Genomic DNA, 16751 nt, shown 5'->3' on the forward strand with positions numbered 1-16751 from the left:
ATTGCAGTCTTTCTTTATTTTCTGGCTTGGTAACGACTTGTCAAGATGAAAATCACCGTAAAGACCAACATCATAGCCCCATAAACAGGCAACGTTTGTCCTGTGAGTGTCGAAATTTCAAGCAATTTCTGGATCCTTGGGAAGAGAGCTGTAGCTAGGAAACCTCCTACTGACCAAACAATCAAGAGAACACGCCAGAGGGTAAATGGCATGCAGGCTCTAAATACGGATAAGAAACCGATAGACCCAAGGAGATAATAGAGGAGAGTTGACATTTCTAACTCAGACCAACCTTGACTCGCTCCAAATATTTTCACAAAAAGAACGCTGAAGACGACCATAAGGGCACTTGGTAGGGCACGAAGCATGGATCTTCTGAGGAAATTTGGCTCAACAGGTTTGATATTTCGCTCAAAAGTCAGAACGAATGGTGGGAAACCTTCCACGAATTGGTCGATCATGGTAATCTGGATCGGGATGAAAGGGAAAATCAAGATCCACTCAGACCGTCCCAGAAGAACACTGGCGATACAAATCACCGCTAACAGGAAGGAATAGATGGTCTTAATCAAGAAAATCGGTGCGATATGAGCGATGTTATTGACCACGCGACGGCCTTCAAAGAGAATCTCAGGAACATCATTAAAGTCTGAGTTCAAGAGAACCAGATTAGCAATCTGACGCGTCGCCGGATCTCCTTCAGCCATCACGATAGAACAATCCGCCTCACGAAGGGCCAGGATATCATTGACTCCGTCCCCTGTCATTGCTGTTGTATGCCCTACTTTTTTCAGCGTTTGGATGATGAGTTTCTTTTGATGAGGGGAAACACGTCCGAAAATAGCTGTTTCTTCAGCCATGGCAATCAATTCCTCATCCGTGATTTTTGAGCAATCTACATAGCTGTGATAGTCTGCAAAGCCAGCCTTCTGGGCAATGCTGGACACAGTGACCGGATTGTCACCAGAGATAATCTTGAGGCCCACTTCCTGAGAACGGAGATAGTCTAGCGTCTCAGCTGCTCCTTCTCGAATCGGGTCCAAGATTTCCAGCAAGGCTAGAGCCTGAATATCAGATGGTTTTTGTGGCTTGTGGTGGTCTAGTTTTTCCTGACTGAGAGCCAAGACCAAGACACGAGAACCTCGCTCCAAGGCCTCTCTAGCTTCAGGGACTTCATTTTCCAGCAACATCTCAGGTGCACCTAAGAAAACTGTCCCTAGCCCTTCCAACTCCATAGCTCCCCACTTGCGGTCGCTAGAGAAAGGAAGATTGGAAAGCATGGGATAAGCTACCTGACCTTGGAAACGCTGGCGAATAGCCTGGGCTGTTGGATTTTTATCCTCACTATGAGATATATAGCTGGTCAGAATGTTAGTAATAGCCTCTTCACCATACGTTTCCGTCAGAGGAAGAACCGCCTCCACCTGCATCTTTCCTTGGGTAATGGTCCCCGTTTTGTCCAGACAGAGCATATCCACACGCGCCAAGGTCTCAACAGAGTACATCTCCTGCACTAAAACCTTTTTCAAGCCCAGCTTGATCACCGCAGTCAAGAGCGAAGTAATGGTCAAAAGGGCGATTCCCTTGGGCAACATTCCCAAAAGGGCTGTTGACGAATTTACAACGGATGACTTGAGGGGCAAGCCTTTTAACATCAAGGCTTCTAGCAGGAGAGCTAGACCAAAGGGAATGATGATCTTCCCAGTAAAACCAGCTAGCTTGTCCAGCGATTTCATGATACGGGAGTTGATCGGTTTCACTGTCTTAGCTTCCAGCATGAGTTTTGAAGCATAGTTGTCTGCCCCGACATGGTGAACTTGAGCCAAAACTGCGCCACTGGCTAGGAAACTCCCTGATAAAAGCAAGGCATCCACTTCTTTTTGCACCAAATCACTCTCACCCGTCAACATAGCTTCATTGACTTCCGCAAAGCCTTCTAAAACCCGCGCATCACTAGGAATCTGCTCTCCAGCCGACAGACGAATAACATCACCCAGTACTAATTCTTCTGGATTGATGGCAATTTCCTGGCCATCACGGATGATTTTGACCTTTTCCTTGGTCATGAGATTAAGCTTGTCCACCATGTGTTTGGCCCGTAGCTCGGTCACAATCCCAGAAAAAGCGTTAAAGCAGATAACAGCAAAGAAGACCAAATTGCTCCAAGCCTGCACAAAAGCTAGCGCCAAGGCAATGGCAAAGTTCAACGCGTTAAAAAGTGTAAAAACATTTCGTTTGATGATTTGCCAAGTACTGGTACTGGCTGATGCGGTAAAGTCATTGACCAAACCTTGAGCCTGTCTTTCCTTGACTTCTCTTTGGGTTAATCCCATAATCTTATTTTTATCCATAAATTCTATCATATCATTTTTTTTTAAAGAATTCTAATCCCATCTAAAACTGTTGGCTGATAACTGAAAAAGTTTGCCAGCAGTCTTTTGATAAGGTATAATAATAAAAGCAATACAATTGAAGGAGATCTCATGTTTTATACTTATTTGCGTGGACTAGTCATGCTGATCTTGTGGTCCATCAACGGCAATGCCCACTATCACAATACTGATAAAATCCCTAGTCAAGATGAAAACTATATCCTCGTCGCTCCTCATCGTACCTGGTGGGATCCTGTTTACATGGCCTTTGCAACCAAGCCAAAACAGTTCATCTTTATGGCCAAAAAAGAGCTTTTTAACAACCGTATCTTTGGCTGGTGGATTCGTATGTGTGGCGCCTTCCCTATCGACCGGGAAAAACCTAGCGCTTCTGCTATCAAATACCCTATCAACGTCCTCAAAAAAAGCGACCGTTCTCTCATCATGTTCCCAAGCGGGAGCCGTCACTCAAATGATGTCAAGGGGGGCGTAGCCTTGATTGCCAAAATGGCCAAGGTCCGTATCATGCCGGTTACCTACATCGGTCCCATGACCTTGAAAGGCTTGGTTAGCCGTGAACGTGTGGATATGAACTTTGGAAATCCTATCGATATCTCAGACATCAAGAAAATGAATGATGAAGGAATCGAAATGGTTGCAGACCGTATCCAAGCAGAATTCCAACGTTTGGACGAGGAAACCAAGCAATGGCACAATGATAAAAAACCAAACCCACTCTGGTGGTTTGTCCGCATCCCTGCCCTCATTCTTGCTGTGATTGTTGGTATCCTAACGATTATCTTTACTTTCGTCGCAAACTTTATCTGGAATCCAGATAAGAAGAGAGAAGCTCTTGGTTAAAAAATACAATTATCCCTTGGCTTTTGCCAAGGGATATTTCTTTTATTCAATTTTCCATTTTTGGGCCAACCAGTTGGAAAAGGCTAGGAATCGTTCAGCTACTTGTTCATGATGCCCATAGGGATCAAAGACAAACTGACCATTCGGATAGCGTTTCTGAAGACTGGTATGGATCTGCGCAGCATAGACTGGTGCTTGAGCCAAGCGATTGGTATGATTAGCTCCTTCTGTTTGGCCATTCTGTAAATACAGTAAACAGTCCAAATTTTTCACCTTTTCTTCCCTGCAATAAGTCGTAAAATCAGGATACCAAAAGGAACCGCAGATAGAGAAGATACAGGAGACCTTATCAAAACGGAAAAGACTGTATACTGCCGCCAAACCACCTAGTGAGTAACCTCCATAGGCAAGGCGATTTTTGTCCAGGCGATAAAGCGCCTGCAACTTTTCTAAAAGACTACCAAATAAATGACCATGATAGGCGTTTGCCTGACCGCCAAAATCTTGAGCTCCATCTCTCAGAGCAGCTGCCTTCCAGGGAGTGTAGTCGTCTAGGCGATTTTTAGAGGTCAAGCCCACTAAAATCACAGATTCTGAAAGGGAGGATAGGAAATCCAAGTTTCCATCATTCAAGAGAATCGCTGGATAGGTTTGATTGGGATCATAAGTCGAAGGAAGGCTGACCTTGACTTGGATCCCTTCCCAATCAAACTCATTATTTATTGATAAAGTCATTGATTTTCTCAAGGGAATCAATCACTGCTGGACCATAGTCCATCAACTCATCGTAAGAAATGGTCATGATTTTTTGATTCTTAATTGCAGGAACGTTTTCTAAAACTTCATTTGCCTTCATCAACTCTACTGCATTGGCATCCAATTTTTTATTGCGGTCGCTGGTCACATAGATAATCAACTCAGGATCCATTGACACGAGATTTTCCAAGGTCAAGCCTGATGTTCCCGTTGCAACGTTGGTATAACCAAGTTGATTCAACAAGCTCTCTTGCAAAGCAGACTTGTAAGCACCGAAGGTTTCGTCATTATAAGCAACCATAATCAAAGCCTTTTTCTTTTCACCTTGGCTTGCTGGGTTTGCTTTCTTAACAGCGTCAATTTTAGCTTGTAATTGGGTTGCGTATTCATTAGCCTTGTCCTGAACATTGAAAATCATTCCAAGATTTTTAACATCTTCTACAATATTTCCCAAATCTTGCTGAATCGTTGAAAGAGAAGCTTTTTGCGTATAGACTGGGATTTTGTTTTCATTCCAAGTGCTAACTGTTCCCAAGGATTTTTCAGAAAACATCATGTTTCGACCCATTACTGCGTCCGGTTCATAAGAAAGGACTGTCTCTTGTGAGACTGTTTTTTTATCACCGATTTGAGGAATAGTCGCAATCGCGTCCTTGTATTTGTCCGTCACAGCATTATCAGGGTTAAGCATGCCAGCAATTTTATCCTTCAAGCCTAACTCCAATAAGATTTCAGTGGTTGACAGATTGTTGGTGATAACTTTTTCAGGTGCCTTGTCAAAGACTTGTTCGACTTCATTTCCCTTAGCATCATAGGTCTTGACCGTTAACGGATAAGTCGTCTCTGTGCTGGCTTTTTGACTTGTTTCTGTGCTAGACTGTGTGGTAGTTTTTTCTGTAGTAGTATTTCCACAAGCCGCCATGGTTAGGGTAGCTACTGTTACGAGTAAAATGCTTAGTGTTTTTTTCATCTTGTTTTCCTTTTCATTCTTATAAATAGTGAATCATAGCTTGCTGATCCTCGGTCCAAGTAACCTGACTTTGAACTCCGTATACAGTTTGCAATGACTCAGGGGTGATGGTCTCTTTTGGAGTCCCTTGGTAAAGGATTTCTCCCTCTTTCATCAGATAGAGATAATCCGAATAGCGACAAGCAAGTTGAATATCATGTAGGACAGCTAGAACATTGATATTGAGATTCTTCACAATGGCCAACAAGTCTAGCTGATACTTGATATCCAGGTGATTGGTTGGTTCGTCCAGGAGCAAGAGAGTCGGTTCTTGCGCTAAGGCGCGGGCTAATAAGACTCGTTGTTTCTCCCCCCCTGACAGAGACGAATAGAGACGAGTTTTCTTCTCAAGCATATCCACCTTGACGAGAGCATCTTGAACGAGGGCATAATCTCTTTCCTTTTCCTTCTGTAAAAAAGAGAGGTGGGGAGTTCTTCCCAGCAAGACGATTTCCTCAACTGTACAATCAAACTGCAATTGATTAAACTGGGTGACAACTGCCATTTGCTTGGCTGTTTCTTTGAGTGACCAATGCTCCAGTGGCTTTCCATCTAGTCTTATCAAGCCTTTGTCCGCCTTTTCCTGACGATAGAGGAGTTTAAGCAGACTGGTTTTTCCACTTCCATTTGGTCCTAGTATCGTGTGAAATTGATGCCCCTCAACCTTAAGAGAAACTCCTTTTAAGATTTTTTTCTCTCCTAGTCCAAAGTGAACATCCTGACAAATCAAGTCCATATCAGGCCCTCACCTCCCTTCGCCTACCTCCAACAATGTAGATAAAGAAGGGAGCACCTACTAAGGCTGTGAAAATACCAATAGGCAACTCAGCATTTGGAATGATGATACGGGAGAGTACATCTGCCCAGACCACAAAGAGGGAACCAAGTATGGTCGCAATAGGAAAAAGCCTCCTGTAATTCGTTCCCACTAACCCTCGAGCTAAGTGAGGAGTAATCAGTCCAACAAATCCAATAATCCCACAAGTAGCCACCAAGACAGCTGTCAGCACAGCCACCACGGTCACGTAAAGATACCAATAGAAGCGTAAGGGAATTCCCAAAGTTAAAGTAGCCTCATCTCCCATCATCATCGCATTAAAAACACGATACTGGGTAGCGAAAAATAGAAATGCCAATCCTACTACTATAGTTGGCAGGACTAAGTCAGACCAGTTAGTTCCGGCAAGCGAACCCATGGTCCAAAACTTAATGGTCATCACACTGTCCGCATTAGCGCCAACTGAGATAATAAAGTTGGAAAATGCCAGAAAGAGAGCATTGACCACCGTTCCTGATAAGATCAGACTAGAAGTCGTCATCCTGCCCTGCATAGAGGCAATGATAAGGACAGCAATTGTTGCCAAAATAGCTCCAAGAAAAGCTCCAAGGCTAATCACCAATTTTAAACCAAGAATGATGCTCAAGGTTGCACCCAAAGTTGCACCCGCAGAAATTCCTAAGACATAAGGCTCTGCGATGGGATTGTTCACTGTAGACTGCATCACGCTACCACACATAGAAAGTCCAGCCCCTACTATCAGACCTAACAATACTCGGGGGAATCTCATGTTCCATACAATGGCAAGAGTGGACTTGGAAACCTCTCCTATCTCAAGAGGAAATCCCAATCTACTCAAAATGATCCGATAGGTATCTCCTAAGTCAATCGCTACGGATCCCATAGAAACAGCTAGAAAAAGTGAAATCCCTAAAATACCTAGCAAAATAACCAAAAACAACACAAATTGCAAATCTTGTCGGCTTCCAGAAAATTTGGAAAGCATGAAAACCTCCTTAAACAAAATTAAAAATTTAGAAAATTCTCATAAAAAAGTATACCATATTTCTATTAGATGAACAAGGATAGGGACATATATAGAAAAAGCCCTCTGAAAATCAGAGAGCTGATTTGAGCTCGGACTAAAATCCTAGTGAAACAAAAAAATCTACACGGTCAGAAAAGTCTCTATCGTGCCATTTTCATACATGATGTATAGTCCAAGTAGAATGAATACTAAGGGCACAATGATTCGCTCGTATTTTTCAATTGTCTCGAATATTAACGGAATAGAGGATAACATCCGACTAATCTCGCAAAAGATAATTATGCCGATTACAAACACAAGCAACGCCACGAGGGTCTGTGACCAATCTAACGAAGCAAAATAAGGTATATAGATACCTAAATTATCTCCGCCAGACGCAATTGTCAGCAATGTAACTGTCCAAAACAGTTGATTTGCCTTGCTTTGTTCTAATCTTTCAATAATTTCTTCCTCTTCTTCCTCACCTTCTCCAACAATTGCAAAGCGAATCCCTAAATAGATAGGGATTAAACCAAGCAATCCAACCATCCATTCTTCAGGAACGAAATTAACGACATAAGCAGCAACTAAACTCGCCCCTACAAGTAAGCCTATTCCTAGATATTGCCCCGCATAAATATGCCATTTCTGTTTATTCTGTGATAGCTGTGCAAATAAAATAATTAAAATAATTAAATAATCGATACTGGTGGAAATATAAACACCAATAGCAGATATGATTGTCTGTCCCATAAAAACCTCCTGTATTAGTCAGTAATAAATCAGCAGATTTTAGGAGAGCACAGACACATTAATTTAGCTATCGCTAGTGGGTAATGTCGAACGTAGGAAAGCATTTTACTCCTCCTCAAAACGTAGTTACAAAGTAATTTCTAACTGGAATTCGGTGACTACTTCCATGTAAAGTATAACATACTATACTTTACTTCGTAAAGTGTGGGCTCTCCGAGGGGGCTTGCAGACAGTTACTCGGCTTGAAAAGCCGAGTAACTGCGCACCTTCATGGTGTCATTAGCTGATACTATTTGAGGTTTTTGTAGTCTCCAAAATTATGACCGATAAAACCTCAATAAAAAAGCCCTCTGAATATCAGAGAGCTTCAATCTTGTTGGATAAAACGTTTATAGACTAGACGGCAAGCCGAAGATTGTACAAAATTTTTAGTAAAACAAAAAAATCTCCCCGAAGGGAGATGATCTGGTTTATTTTACCTTACAGTGCTAGGAACCGTAACCAAAGATTATACTTGAGTATATCGAGGTAAGGTGACAAAAGTAAAAAGCTCTCTGAATATCAGAGAGCTGATTTGAGCTTGGGCTAAAATCCTAGCGAAAAAGATGAAACTCCTTGTGTTCATCGAACACTGTCTCGTTTCCCTATTTTCATACGGATTTTTGGCGCCCTTAGCATCATAATTCTTGCTGGATAAAACGTTTATAGACTAGGCAACGAGGCGAAGGCAACGAAGTATAGAAACGTTTTAGACGCAAGATTAGCGACGAAGTCCTAGAGAGTTGATTAACTCACGGTAACGGTTAACGTCGTTCTTACGCAAGTATGCAAGCAAGTTACGACGGCGACCGATTTTTTTCATCAATCCACGGTAAGTAGCGTGGTCTTTTTTGTGTTGTTTGATGTGTTCGTTAAGGTGGTTGATTTCCCAAGTAAGGACAGCAACTTGAACCTCTACTGAACCTGTATCACCTTCGTGACGTGCATATTGTGCGATGATTTCATTTTTTTTCTCTTTTGAGATTGCCATGATGTTTCTCCTTTTTATTTGGCTTCATCCGAGTGACAGGTTGGCATGCCTGCAACCAAGAAGAAGTTATTTGTCTTTACGACAGTTCTTATTCTACCAAGAAGCAGAGACTTTGTCAACTGATTTACTGTTTAGACCCTTGAATTACTCTACTGATTTCAGGGCTTCGAGCATATCTACTTTTCTCAAGTGGTGATTGACAAAGACGCCCAGTAAAGCCAAAATCACAGTCACTGCTACGATTGGAAGCGCATAAACTTCCCAGCTGACCTGAGGATAGAAGAGTATGGTGGCTGGTGAAATCATTTGAATCAAAAATTGATGTAAATAGTGGCCAGCTACCAAACCGAGAGCAATTCCCACAAGGGATAGCACCATGGTCTCGCGGTAGATATAGAGGGTCACTTCTTTATTGTGGAAACCGAGAACCTTGATAGTCGAAAGTTCACGGATACGTTCTGCAACATTGATGTTAGTGAGATTGTAGAGAATAACAATGGCTAGTAAAACGGAAACAAGGACAAGGATTGCCATGGTTTTATTGAGCGAACTAGCCACGGATTCAAAGAGATGGATGGCAGTCGCATTTTGGACCACCCCAGAAACAGCAGTTTTTTCCATGAAGGTAGCAGCTTCTTTCTCCGTATTTGATGGTGTTGGCTCTTTTAATTTTACTAGGTAGGTATTGTCTTGTGGACTGGTGCCGTAGACTTGTTCGTAAGTTGCTCGGTTGAGATAAACAAAGTGTCCAACATAGTTTTCAGAAATAGCCGCGACCCTGATTTCCTTCCCATCAAGCTCCAGCTCGTCCCCAACCTTAACATTTGCTAGTTGAGCTAGTTTTTGACTCACGACCGCTCCATCAGTAATCTCCACCTCTTGGCCATTTTCCTCTAATGCGATAAAGGGCTTGAAGTCTTCTCCACTAGTAACCATCATGGTGATGGTTTGAAGTCCTGCTTTTCCTTTAAAATCTTTTTCAATGGATTTAGAATAAATCTTTTGGTAAGCATGGATAGATTCAGCCTGCAAGGCACTTTCCAGATCTGCTTTTTCTTGCTCCGTCGCACTGCTCTTTTCCGCTACAATCATCTGGTATTGCTGGATTTGTTCAAATTGACGCTCGACAACTCCTCCTACAGAAGACTGAATGCCAAGACCTGCAAATAAGAGAGCCACCGAACCTGCAACTCCAAAAATGGTCATCAACATCCGTTGCTTATAACGGAAAATATTTCGCGCCGTAACCTTATGAGTAAAACTCAAACGACTCCAAATAAAGCTCAGGCGCTCCAGCAAAATCTTTGATCCCTTAACGGGAGGTTTTGGAAGTAAGAGTTGGGCTGCTTCATCGTGTAGTTCCCTCCGTGCCACCAAATAAGCCGGCAAAACACTGGATACCCAACTTAAGGTTAGGGCAAGGACGCTATAAGACCAGTAAAAATACTCCTGACTTTTACCAACAACCATCCCAGCTGTTATAACATCCGAAATCACGCCTGCAAGGAGATAATGTCCTAGAAGCGTTCCTAAAATGGTTCCTACAGTTCCTGCAAGAAAACCATAGAGGACAAACTTGGCAATTATATCTTGATTCCGGTAACCTAGGGCCTTGAAAATACCGGCATTGGTACGTTCTTCATCCACAAAGCGAGTCATAGTTGTAAAGGTCACCATTGCAGCGACCATATAAAGCACCACGGGGAAGATATTCCCGACAGAACGAATGCTTGCTGAAGCGTTACTGTACATGAGATAGCCTTGACCCCCTGGCATGGTTTGGCGATTGTATATGTGATATTTCGGCTCTGCCAGTTCATCAAGCTCTTTCTGACGCTGTTCAAGCTTCTCTTTTTCCTTGGCTAGATTACTCTCTGTCTGAGCCAGTTTTTCTTTTTGAGTCGCCAGTTCTTCCTTTGCTTTTATCAGCTGTCCCTCGATTTGACTCTTTTGCGGTTCTGGTAAAGCGGTCGCTTGTTCTTCTTGGGTTTTCAAGCGACTTTCAGCCTGCTCTAACTGACTATTGCCATTTTGAAAGTTGCTTTCAGCAGTTTGGAGCTGTTCTTTCCCCTCTTCCAAGCTCTTTTGCCCATTTGCTTTGATACCTGCCAATCTTTTTTGACCATTATCGGCTAGTAAATCTTGCAACTCTTCCTGATGTTGGGTTCGTTTGGTCTTATAGTCTGATGAAAAAGCATCCAGATTTTTTAAATCATCATAGCGCACACGCGCAATACTATAAACATCTGAATCAAACTGGCTGGGCAAAATCACTCCATAGCCAGCCAAGCTTCCATTTCCACTGCTAGCACTCCCTAAGTCTTTTTGAGAAAGCATCTCACCCGACTGAACAAATCCAGTAATTGTAAAAGTTTGGGATTTTAGGACGGACTTCCCTTCTTCTTTCTTAGTAAAGGTAATGGTCTGCCCAATCTGATAGCGGCCTTTCCAGAAGTCGGCTAGGGCAATTTCCTCATCAGCCTCTGGCAGTCGCCCTTCTGTCACTTGGAAGGTTGAAATCCCCTCTGGCTTGGAATAAAGTCGAACCGCTTCTTCACTATTTTCAACGGTTAGGTCTGCCATATAACCAAACTCAACACTTGCTCCTTGAAGGGCCTTTAATTCGTCTTGGTCTTCTTTGTCCAAGCCATAATCAGCTATCACTGCCAGATCTAGGGTATTGGCTTTACGGAGATAATCCCCTGCCGTACGTTCCATATTTGGACTGGCCACTTTGAGACCAATAAGGGCTAAAGAACCCAGCATCATCAAGGTCAGGATAGAAACAAAGCGTCCCTTTGAAGCCGTCACTGACTGAAATAGGTCTTTCCGATACGTTTTTTTCATGCTAATACTCCAATGTATCGATATCCTGCGGATGCTCATTGACCGTCATGCTCTTAACCGTGGCATCGCGCATATGAATCACCCGATCTGCAATAGGGGCTAGCGCGCCATTGTGGGTTACGATAATCACCGTTGCTCCTTTTTGACGAGACATGTCTTGGAGAATCTTCAAGACTTGCTTCCCCGTCTGGTAATCCAAGGCACCCGTCGGTTCATCACAAAGGAGGATTTTAGGATTTTTGGCTACAGCACGTGCAATGGAGACTCGCTGTTGCTCCCCTCCAGAAAGCTGGGCTGGAAAGTTATTCAGGCGATGAGCCAGACCTACATCTTTGAGCACTTGCTCTGGATCCAAGGCATCTGTCACGATTTCTGAAGCCAGTTCCACATTTTCCTTGGCTGTCAGATTGGAGACCAGATTGTAAAATTGAAAAACAAAGCCTACATCTTCACGACGATAGTTTGTTCGTTGGTGCGAACTATAGTTGGCAATATTGGCACCATCAATCCAAATCTCCCCCTCATCATTGGTATCCATACCTCCTAAAAGATTGAGAACGGTTGATTTTCCAGCACCTGAAGCGCCAAGTATGATAACCAGCTCCCCTTTTTCAATTTCAAAATTCACATCACGATTAGCCACAATCTCTGTATCCCCAACCTGGTAACGCTTGTAGCTGTGTTTCATCTCAATATAAGCCATCAGACACACCTTCTCTCAAACAAATTACTTCCTATTATCATTATAACGCTTTTTCAACTAGTTGGAAACCAGAAGCAAAAACAAAAAGCCTAGGAATCCTAGGCTTTCTGTTTATAGATTATTTTCCAAGATAGTATTCTTTTACGACGTTCAATTTTTCGTCGAATTCGAATACCAATGGTGGGAAGTTAGGGATTTCTACACCCATGATTTCATCATCTGACAAGTGTTTGATGTGTTTTACAAGGGCACGGATTGAGTTACCGTGAGCTCCTACGAATACGTTTTTACCATCTTTAAGTGCTGGAGCGATTTTATCTTCCCAGAATGGAAGGGCACGTTCCAAAGTCACTTTCAAGTTTTCAGCATCTGGAATGACTGAATCGTCAAGTGAAGCGTAACGACGGTCAGTATGTGCTGAGTATTCGTCATCATGAGGCATTGCAGGAGGCAATACATCGTATGAACGGCGCCAGATATGAACTTGCTCATCACCAAATTGTTCAGCAGCTTCAGCTTTGTTTTTACCAGTCAAACCACCGTAGTGACGTTCGTTCAAGCGCCATGATTTTTCAACTGGAACCCAGAGTTGGTCAGCAGCTTCAAGAGCCAAATTTGTTGTTTTAATCGCACGTTTCAATACTGAAGTGTAAGCTTGGTCAAATTCGATACCAGCTTCCTTGATCAATTTACCAGCGTCAATCGCTTGTTGTGTTCCTTTATCAGACAAATCAACATCAGCCCAACCAGTGAAAAGGTTAGCTTTGTTCCATTCAGACTCACCGTGGCGAGCAAAAACCAATTTTACCATTAGATGGATTCTCCTTTTATTTTTCGAGGTTTCCCTCGTTTATCTATTCTATTTTACACAATTTTTCACAAAAAAGCTAGTTAAAATCAACTAAAAAGAGAAGAGCTTATCAGTCTTCTCTTTATCACACTATCATAATTGTTCTCGATAGACGATGAAATAGTCCCGTCCAAATAATTGGAAAACTACTACTCTTCAATTACAAATTTTTTCAATGTTCCAAAGTAAAGTGAACCACCAATAATGGTTAGAATTCCACCTACCCATCCCAAAAATGGAATCAAGCCGACCGCACCACCTACAATGAGCAAAACAGAAGGTGCATTCGTAACACGTTCATCATCTTTATAATAAACAATAGCCACAATTCCCAATACTAAAACAGCAATTTTAACCAATGACAAAATAATTGAGAGCCCTGTCAATGTCCCAACCGTTACATCTGCGTCTTCAGTTGCCGCAGCAGCTCCAATAGCCATGATAAACATGATGACTGGCGCTAAAAGCAATACAATTCCTGAAATAAGACCAAAAATAGCGTTAACACGAGCAAGTGTATTTGTTTTCATAATAATCTCCTTAAAATTTTTATAGGTATTATTCTATCATAATTTATCTAAAAATTAAACAATCTTATAAAATTTTATAATAAATATTGATTTTCAAAAAATAATTTTAAGTTCTATAGTCTCTTTATAATTAGTAGAAATATAAAATTATGAGAAAACTGAATAGTTGATTATGTAATTATCTACACGGACAGGCCAGGAAGAACTTCATTTGAAGAAATGGACTAGTAAATTTTCCCATGATAAAACGCATAATATCAAAGCACTTAAACTCTTGATATTATGCGTTTTTTATGATTTAACGACCTTTCTCAGTCTATTCTGATTATTTCGCTTCAAATCCTTCTGCGACTGCATCTGCAAAGTCTTCTTCTACGATACTTGCACAGTGGTCACAGATAACTGCGTGGTAGCTACGTTCAGCAGTAGTTGGATCGATACGACGGCAGCGGTCACATACTTCACCTGCAGCGCGTTCAACTGTGAAGGCTACATCCTCAAAGCTAACTGCGCCTTCTGGAGCTGGTCCTTCTGCAATAGTCAATTCTGACACGATCAAAAGTTGAGCTACATTGCTATCCAATGCTCCAAGAAGAGTTTTCACCACTTCATTTGGATAAACTGTCAGGTGGGCTTCAAGTGATTTACCGATTACTTTTGCATTACGAGCTTCTTCCAAGGCTTTTTGAGCCTGTCCACGGAAGTCCATGAAGGCTACCCATGTATCCAAGATTTCTTCTTGGTTGGCAAAGGTTTGAGCTTCTGGTAATTCTGACAATTGAACGAAGTCTTCAGCTTCAAACTCAAGATAGGACCAGATTTCTTCCGCAGTGTGAGGCAGAATTGGTGTCAAGAGTTTGGTGATTTTCACAAGAATGTCATAGAAGACTGTTTGCATTTGACGGCGTTCGAGTGATTTGGCACCTTCGATGTAGACAACATCTTTCGCAAAATCAAGGTAGAAGGCTGACAAGTCAACGTTGATAAAGTTTACCAAGGCCTTGTAGATGGTCAAGAATTCAAAGTCAGCATAAGCATCACGAATGGTCTTCACAAGCTGGTTAAAGCGAATGGTCATGTACTTATCAACAGAACGAAGCTCATCGTAAGCCACTGCGTCTTGAGCTGGGTTAAAGTCAGATGTATTGGCAATCAAGAAGCGAAGTGTGTTACGGATCTTACGGTAAGTTTCAGAGACTTGACTCAAGATATCCATAGAGATACGCACGTCGTTGCTTGAGTCAACACTTGTCACCCAGAGACGCAAGATTTCCGCACCAAATTGTTTTTCAACATCACTTGGAGCAATGGTATTCCCAAGAGATTTAGACATCTTTTCACCTTTACCGTCAAGGGCAAATCCTTGTGATAAGATTTGTTTGTATGGCGCTACGCCATGGTTGGCAACAGATGTAATGAGTGAAGAGTTGAACCAACCACGATACTGGTCAGAACCTTCAAGATAAAGGTCTGCTGGGTAAGTCAACTCAGGACGGTTTACTACAACCCCATTCCATGATGAACCTGAGTCAAACCAAACGTCCATGATATCTGTTTCTTTCTTGAACTCGCCATTTGGTGAACCTGGATGGGTGAATCCTTCTGGCAAGAGGTCTTTGGCATCACGTTCCCACCAGATGATAGAACCGTGTTCCTCAAAGAGTTGAGCCACGTGCTCGATCGTTTCAGCTGTCATGATTGGTGTTCCGTCTTCAGCATAGAAGATAGGAAGTGGAACTCCCCAAGCACGTTGACGAGAGATAACCCAGTCGCCACGGTCGCGAATCATGTTGTAAAGACGAACTTTACCCCATTCTGAGTGGAATTTCACTTTTTCAATTTCATCCAAGATTTCTTGGCGGAATTTAGATACAGAGGCAAACCATTGTGGTACTGCACGCCAGATGATTGGTTTTTTCGTACGCCAGTCAAATGGATATGAGTGAGAGATTTCTTCTTGGGCAAGGAGCAAATCGCCCAGTTTTTCGATAACAGTTGGTACAACCTTGTCATAGAATTGACCTTCAAAGTCAGAGCCAGCATTGGCCATCATAATACCGCGTTCGTTAACTGTTACAGCAACTTCAAGGCCGTTAGCAACACCGACATTGTAGTCGTCCTCACCAAAACCAGGAGCTGTATGGACGATACCAGTACCAGAGTCAGTCGTAACGTGGTCACCGAGGATCACCAACTCATCTACAGCCGTATCCCATGGGTGAGCTGTCACAATTTTATTCAATTCTTGACCACGGTAGGTCGCCAAGACCTGAACATCAGCCCAGCCAAATTTCTCAGAAAGACTATTCAGTAATTCTGAAGCAACCACAAACTTACGAGATTCGCCAGCTGGTTGTACCAATACATAATCAATATCTGCTCCAACTGTCAAACCACGAGATGCTGTGATAGTAAATGGTGTAGTTGTCCATACGACGATATAAGTATCTGTATCTAGGACACCTTTGCCATCTTTGACGCGGTTAGCATAGTAAAGGGAAGTTGAAAGCAAGTCATGGTATTCAATTTCCGCTTCTGCAAGAGCTGACTCAGATGACCATGACCAGTAAACCGGCTTGGCACCACGGTAGATGTAGCCTTTCTTAGCCATTTCACCAAAGACACGGATTTGAGCCGCTTCATAGTCTGGAGTCAAGGTCACATAAGGATTTTCCCAGTCACCAGAAACACCCAAACGTTTAAAGTCTTCTCGTTGTTTATCTACTTGAGAAAGAGCATAGTCACGACAAAGTTTCAAGTACTCAACCAAGTCCATTTCTTTACGTTTCACGCCTTGTTTTGCCAAGACTTGCTCGATTGGCAAACCATGTGTATCCCAACCAGGAATATAAGGAGCGTAAAATCCTGACATAGACTTAGAACGAACAATAATATCTTTGGAAATCTTGTTCATGGCATGTCCAACGTGGATATTTCCGTTTGCATATGGAGGTCCATCATGCAAGGTGAAATGCGGTTTTCCTTGGTTCAATTCTTGACGACGTTGGTAAAGTTTTGCATCTTCCCATTCCTTTTGCCAGAGTGGCTCTTTGGTAGGAAGTCCTGCACGCATTGGGAAAGCTGTTTTCCCAAGGTTAAGGGTATCTTTGAGTTTCATGGTATCTCCTTTATAAATATTAACAAATTAAAAACCACGACTTCCAAAAAGGACGAAAATCGTGGTACCACCTTTGTTCGAAAAAAGACAGTGTCTCTTTTCCTCTTTTCCCGTAAC

The 16751-nt window shown here is 42.4% G+C and carries 13 protein-coding genes; 1 reads left to right on the plus strand and 12 read right to left on the minus strand.

Annotated features, from left to right (window positions below):
• Window positions 1-14: 14 nt before the first annotated feature.
• Window positions 15-2351: a cation-translocating P-type ATPase gene (locus tag HMPREF9188_RS07255; protein WP_009730420.1), complete on the minus strand. Its 2337-nt coding sequence runs from the start codon at window positions 2349-2351 to the stop codon at window positions 15-17.
• A 132-nt stretch (window positions 2352-2483) separates the two neighbouring features.
• On the opposite strand from HMPREF9188_RS07255, the gene HMPREF9188_RS07260 reads away from it, so the two are divergent.
• A complete protein-coding gene (locus HMPREF9188_RS07260) occupies window positions 2484-3233 on the plus strand; it encodes a lysophospholipid acyltransferase family protein (protein ID WP_009730421.1) in 750 nt (249 codons plus the stop codon).
• A gap of 42 nt (window positions 3234-3275) precedes the next feature.
• Here HMPREF9188_RS07260 and HMPREF9188_RS07265 read toward each other — a convergent pair whose 3' ends face one another.
• The 11 genes from HMPREF9188_RS07265 to ileS form a co-directional block, all read right to left on the minus strand.
• Window positions 3276-3968: an alpha/beta hydrolase-fold protein gene (locus HMPREF9188_RS07265; RefSeq protein ID WP_009730422.1), complete on the minus strand. Its 693-nt coding sequence runs from the start codon at window positions 3966-3968 to the stop codon at window positions 3276-3278.
• The gene (locus HMPREF9188_RS07270; protein ID WP_009730423.1) at window positions 3949-4959 is read right to left on the minus strand and encodes an ABC transporter substrate-binding protein; all 1011 of its coding nucleotides are present in this window, start codon (window positions 4957-4959) and stop codon (window positions 3949-3951) included. Before HMPREF9188_RS07270 ends, HMPREF9188_RS07265 begins: the two co-directional genes overlap by 20 nt.
• Window positions 4960-4978: 19 nt before the next feature.
• Complete coding sequence (locus HMPREF9188_RS07275) at window positions 4979-5734, minus strand: ABC transporter ATP-binding protein (RefSeq protein WP_000364118.1); 756 nt, start codon at window positions 5732-5734, stop codon at window positions 4979-4981.
• 1 nt (window position 5735) lies between these two features.
• Complete coding sequence (locus HMPREF9188_RS07280) at window positions 5736-6782, minus strand: FecCD family ABC transporter permease (RefSeq protein ID WP_009730424.1); 1047 nt, start codon at window positions 6780-6782, stop codon at window positions 5736-5738.
• Window positions 6783-6944: 162 nt separating this feature from the next.
• Window positions 6945-7556 carry a CadD family cadmium resistance transporter gene (locus tag HMPREF9188_RS07285; protein ID WP_009730425.1) on the minus strand — a complete coding sequence of 204 codons (612 nt, stop codon included), beginning with the start codon at window positions 7554-7556 and terminating at the stop codon, window positions 6945-6947.
• 760 nt (window positions 7557-8316) lie between these two features.
• Complete coding sequence (gene rpsO, locus HMPREF9188_RS07290) at window positions 8317-8586, minus strand: 30S ribosomal protein S15 (protein WP_001018251.1); 270 nt, start codon at window positions 8584-8586, stop codon at window positions 8317-8319.
• Window positions 8587-8730: 144 nt separating this feature from the next.
• The gene (locus tag HMPREF9188_RS07295) at window positions 8731-11439 is read right to left on the minus strand and encodes an ABC transporter permease (protein ID WP_198006252.1); all 2709 of its coding nucleotides are present in this window, start codon (window positions 11437-11439) and stop codon (window positions 8731-8733) included.
• The gene (locus HMPREF9188_RS07300; RefSeq protein WP_000323386.1) at window positions 11435-12136 is read right to left on the minus strand and encodes an ABC transporter ATP-binding protein; all 702 of its coding nucleotides are present in this window, start codon (window positions 12134-12136) and stop codon (window positions 11435-11437) included. The genes HMPREF9188_RS07295 and HMPREF9188_RS07300 overlap by 5 nt, the downstream gene beginning before the upstream one ends.
• A gap of 118 nt (window positions 12137-12254) precedes the next feature.
• Window positions 12255-12947, minus strand: coding sequence for a phosphoglycerate mutase (locus tag HMPREF9188_RS07305; RefSeq protein WP_000240120.1), 693 nt, complete (start codon window positions 12945-12947; stop codon window positions 12255-12257).
• A 188-nt stretch (window positions 12948-13135) separates the two neighbouring features.
• A complete protein-coding gene (locus tag HMPREF9188_RS07310) occupies window positions 13136-13516 on the minus strand; it encodes a hypothetical protein (protein ID WP_009730427.1) in 381 nt (126 codons plus the stop codon).
• A 325-nt stretch (window positions 13517-13841) separates the two neighbouring features.
• Window positions 13842-16634 carry an isoleucine--tRNA ligase gene (gene ileS / locus HMPREF9188_RS07315; protein ID WP_009730428.1) on the minus strand — a complete coding sequence of 931 codons (2793 nt, stop codon included), beginning with the start codon at window positions 16632-16634 and terminating at the stop codon, window positions 13842-13844.
• Between the last annotated feature and the right edge of the window lie 117 nt (window positions 16635-16751).

It is taken from the genome of Streptococcus sp. F0441, assembly GCF_000314775.2.
GTDB lineage: Bacteria > Bacillota > Bacilli > Lactobacillales > Streptococcaceae > Streptococcus.

Coding starts and splice junctions, on each gene's coding strand:
- HMPREF9188_RS07300 (WP_000323386.1), bottom strand. CDS start 12,136: ATGGCTTATATTGAGATGAAACACAGCTACAAGCGTTACCAGGTTGGG.
- HMPREF9188_RS07280 (WP_009730424.1), bottom strand. CDS start 6,782: ATGCTTTCCAAATTTTCTGGAAGCCGACAAGATTTGCAATTTGTGTTG.
- HMPREF9188_RS07275 (WP_000364118.1), bottom strand. CDS start 5,734: ATGGACTTGATTTGTCAGGATGTTCACTTTGGACTAGGAGAGAAAAAA.
- HMPREF9188_RS07265 (WP_009730422.1), bottom strand. CDS start 3,968: ATGACTTTATCAATAAATAATGAGTTTGATTGGGAAGGGATCCAAGTC.
- HMPREF9188_RS07260 (WP_009730421.1), top strand. CDS start 2,484: ATGTTTTATACTTATTTGCGTGGACTAGTCATGCTGATCTTGTGGTCC.
- ileS (WP_009730428.1), bottom strand. CDS start 16,634: ATGAAACTCAAAGATACCCTTAACCTTGGGAAAACAGCTTTCCCAATG.
- rpsO (WP_001018251.1), bottom strand. CDS start 8,586: ATGGCAATCTCAAAAGAGAAAAAAAATGAAATCATCGCACAATATGCA.
- HMPREF9188_RS07270 (WP_009730423.1), bottom strand. CDS start 4,959: ATGAAAAAAACACTAAGCATTTTACTCGTAACAGTAGCTACCCTAACC.
- HMPREF9188_RS07310 (WP_009730427.1), bottom strand. CDS start 13,516: ATGAAAACAAATACACTTGCTCGTGTTAACGCTATTTTTGGTCTTATT.
- HMPREF9188_RS07255 (WP_009730420.1), bottom strand. CDS start 2,351: ATGGATAAAAATAAGATTATGGGATTAACCCAAAGAGAAGTCAAGGAA.
- HMPREF9188_RS07305 (WP_000240120.1), bottom strand. CDS start 12,947: ATGGTAAAATTGGTTTTTGCTCGCCACGGTGAGTCTGAATGGAACAAA.
- HMPREF9188_RS07285 (WP_009730425.1), bottom strand. CDS start 7,556: ATGGGACAGACAATCATATCTGCTATTGGTGTTTATATTTCCACCAGT.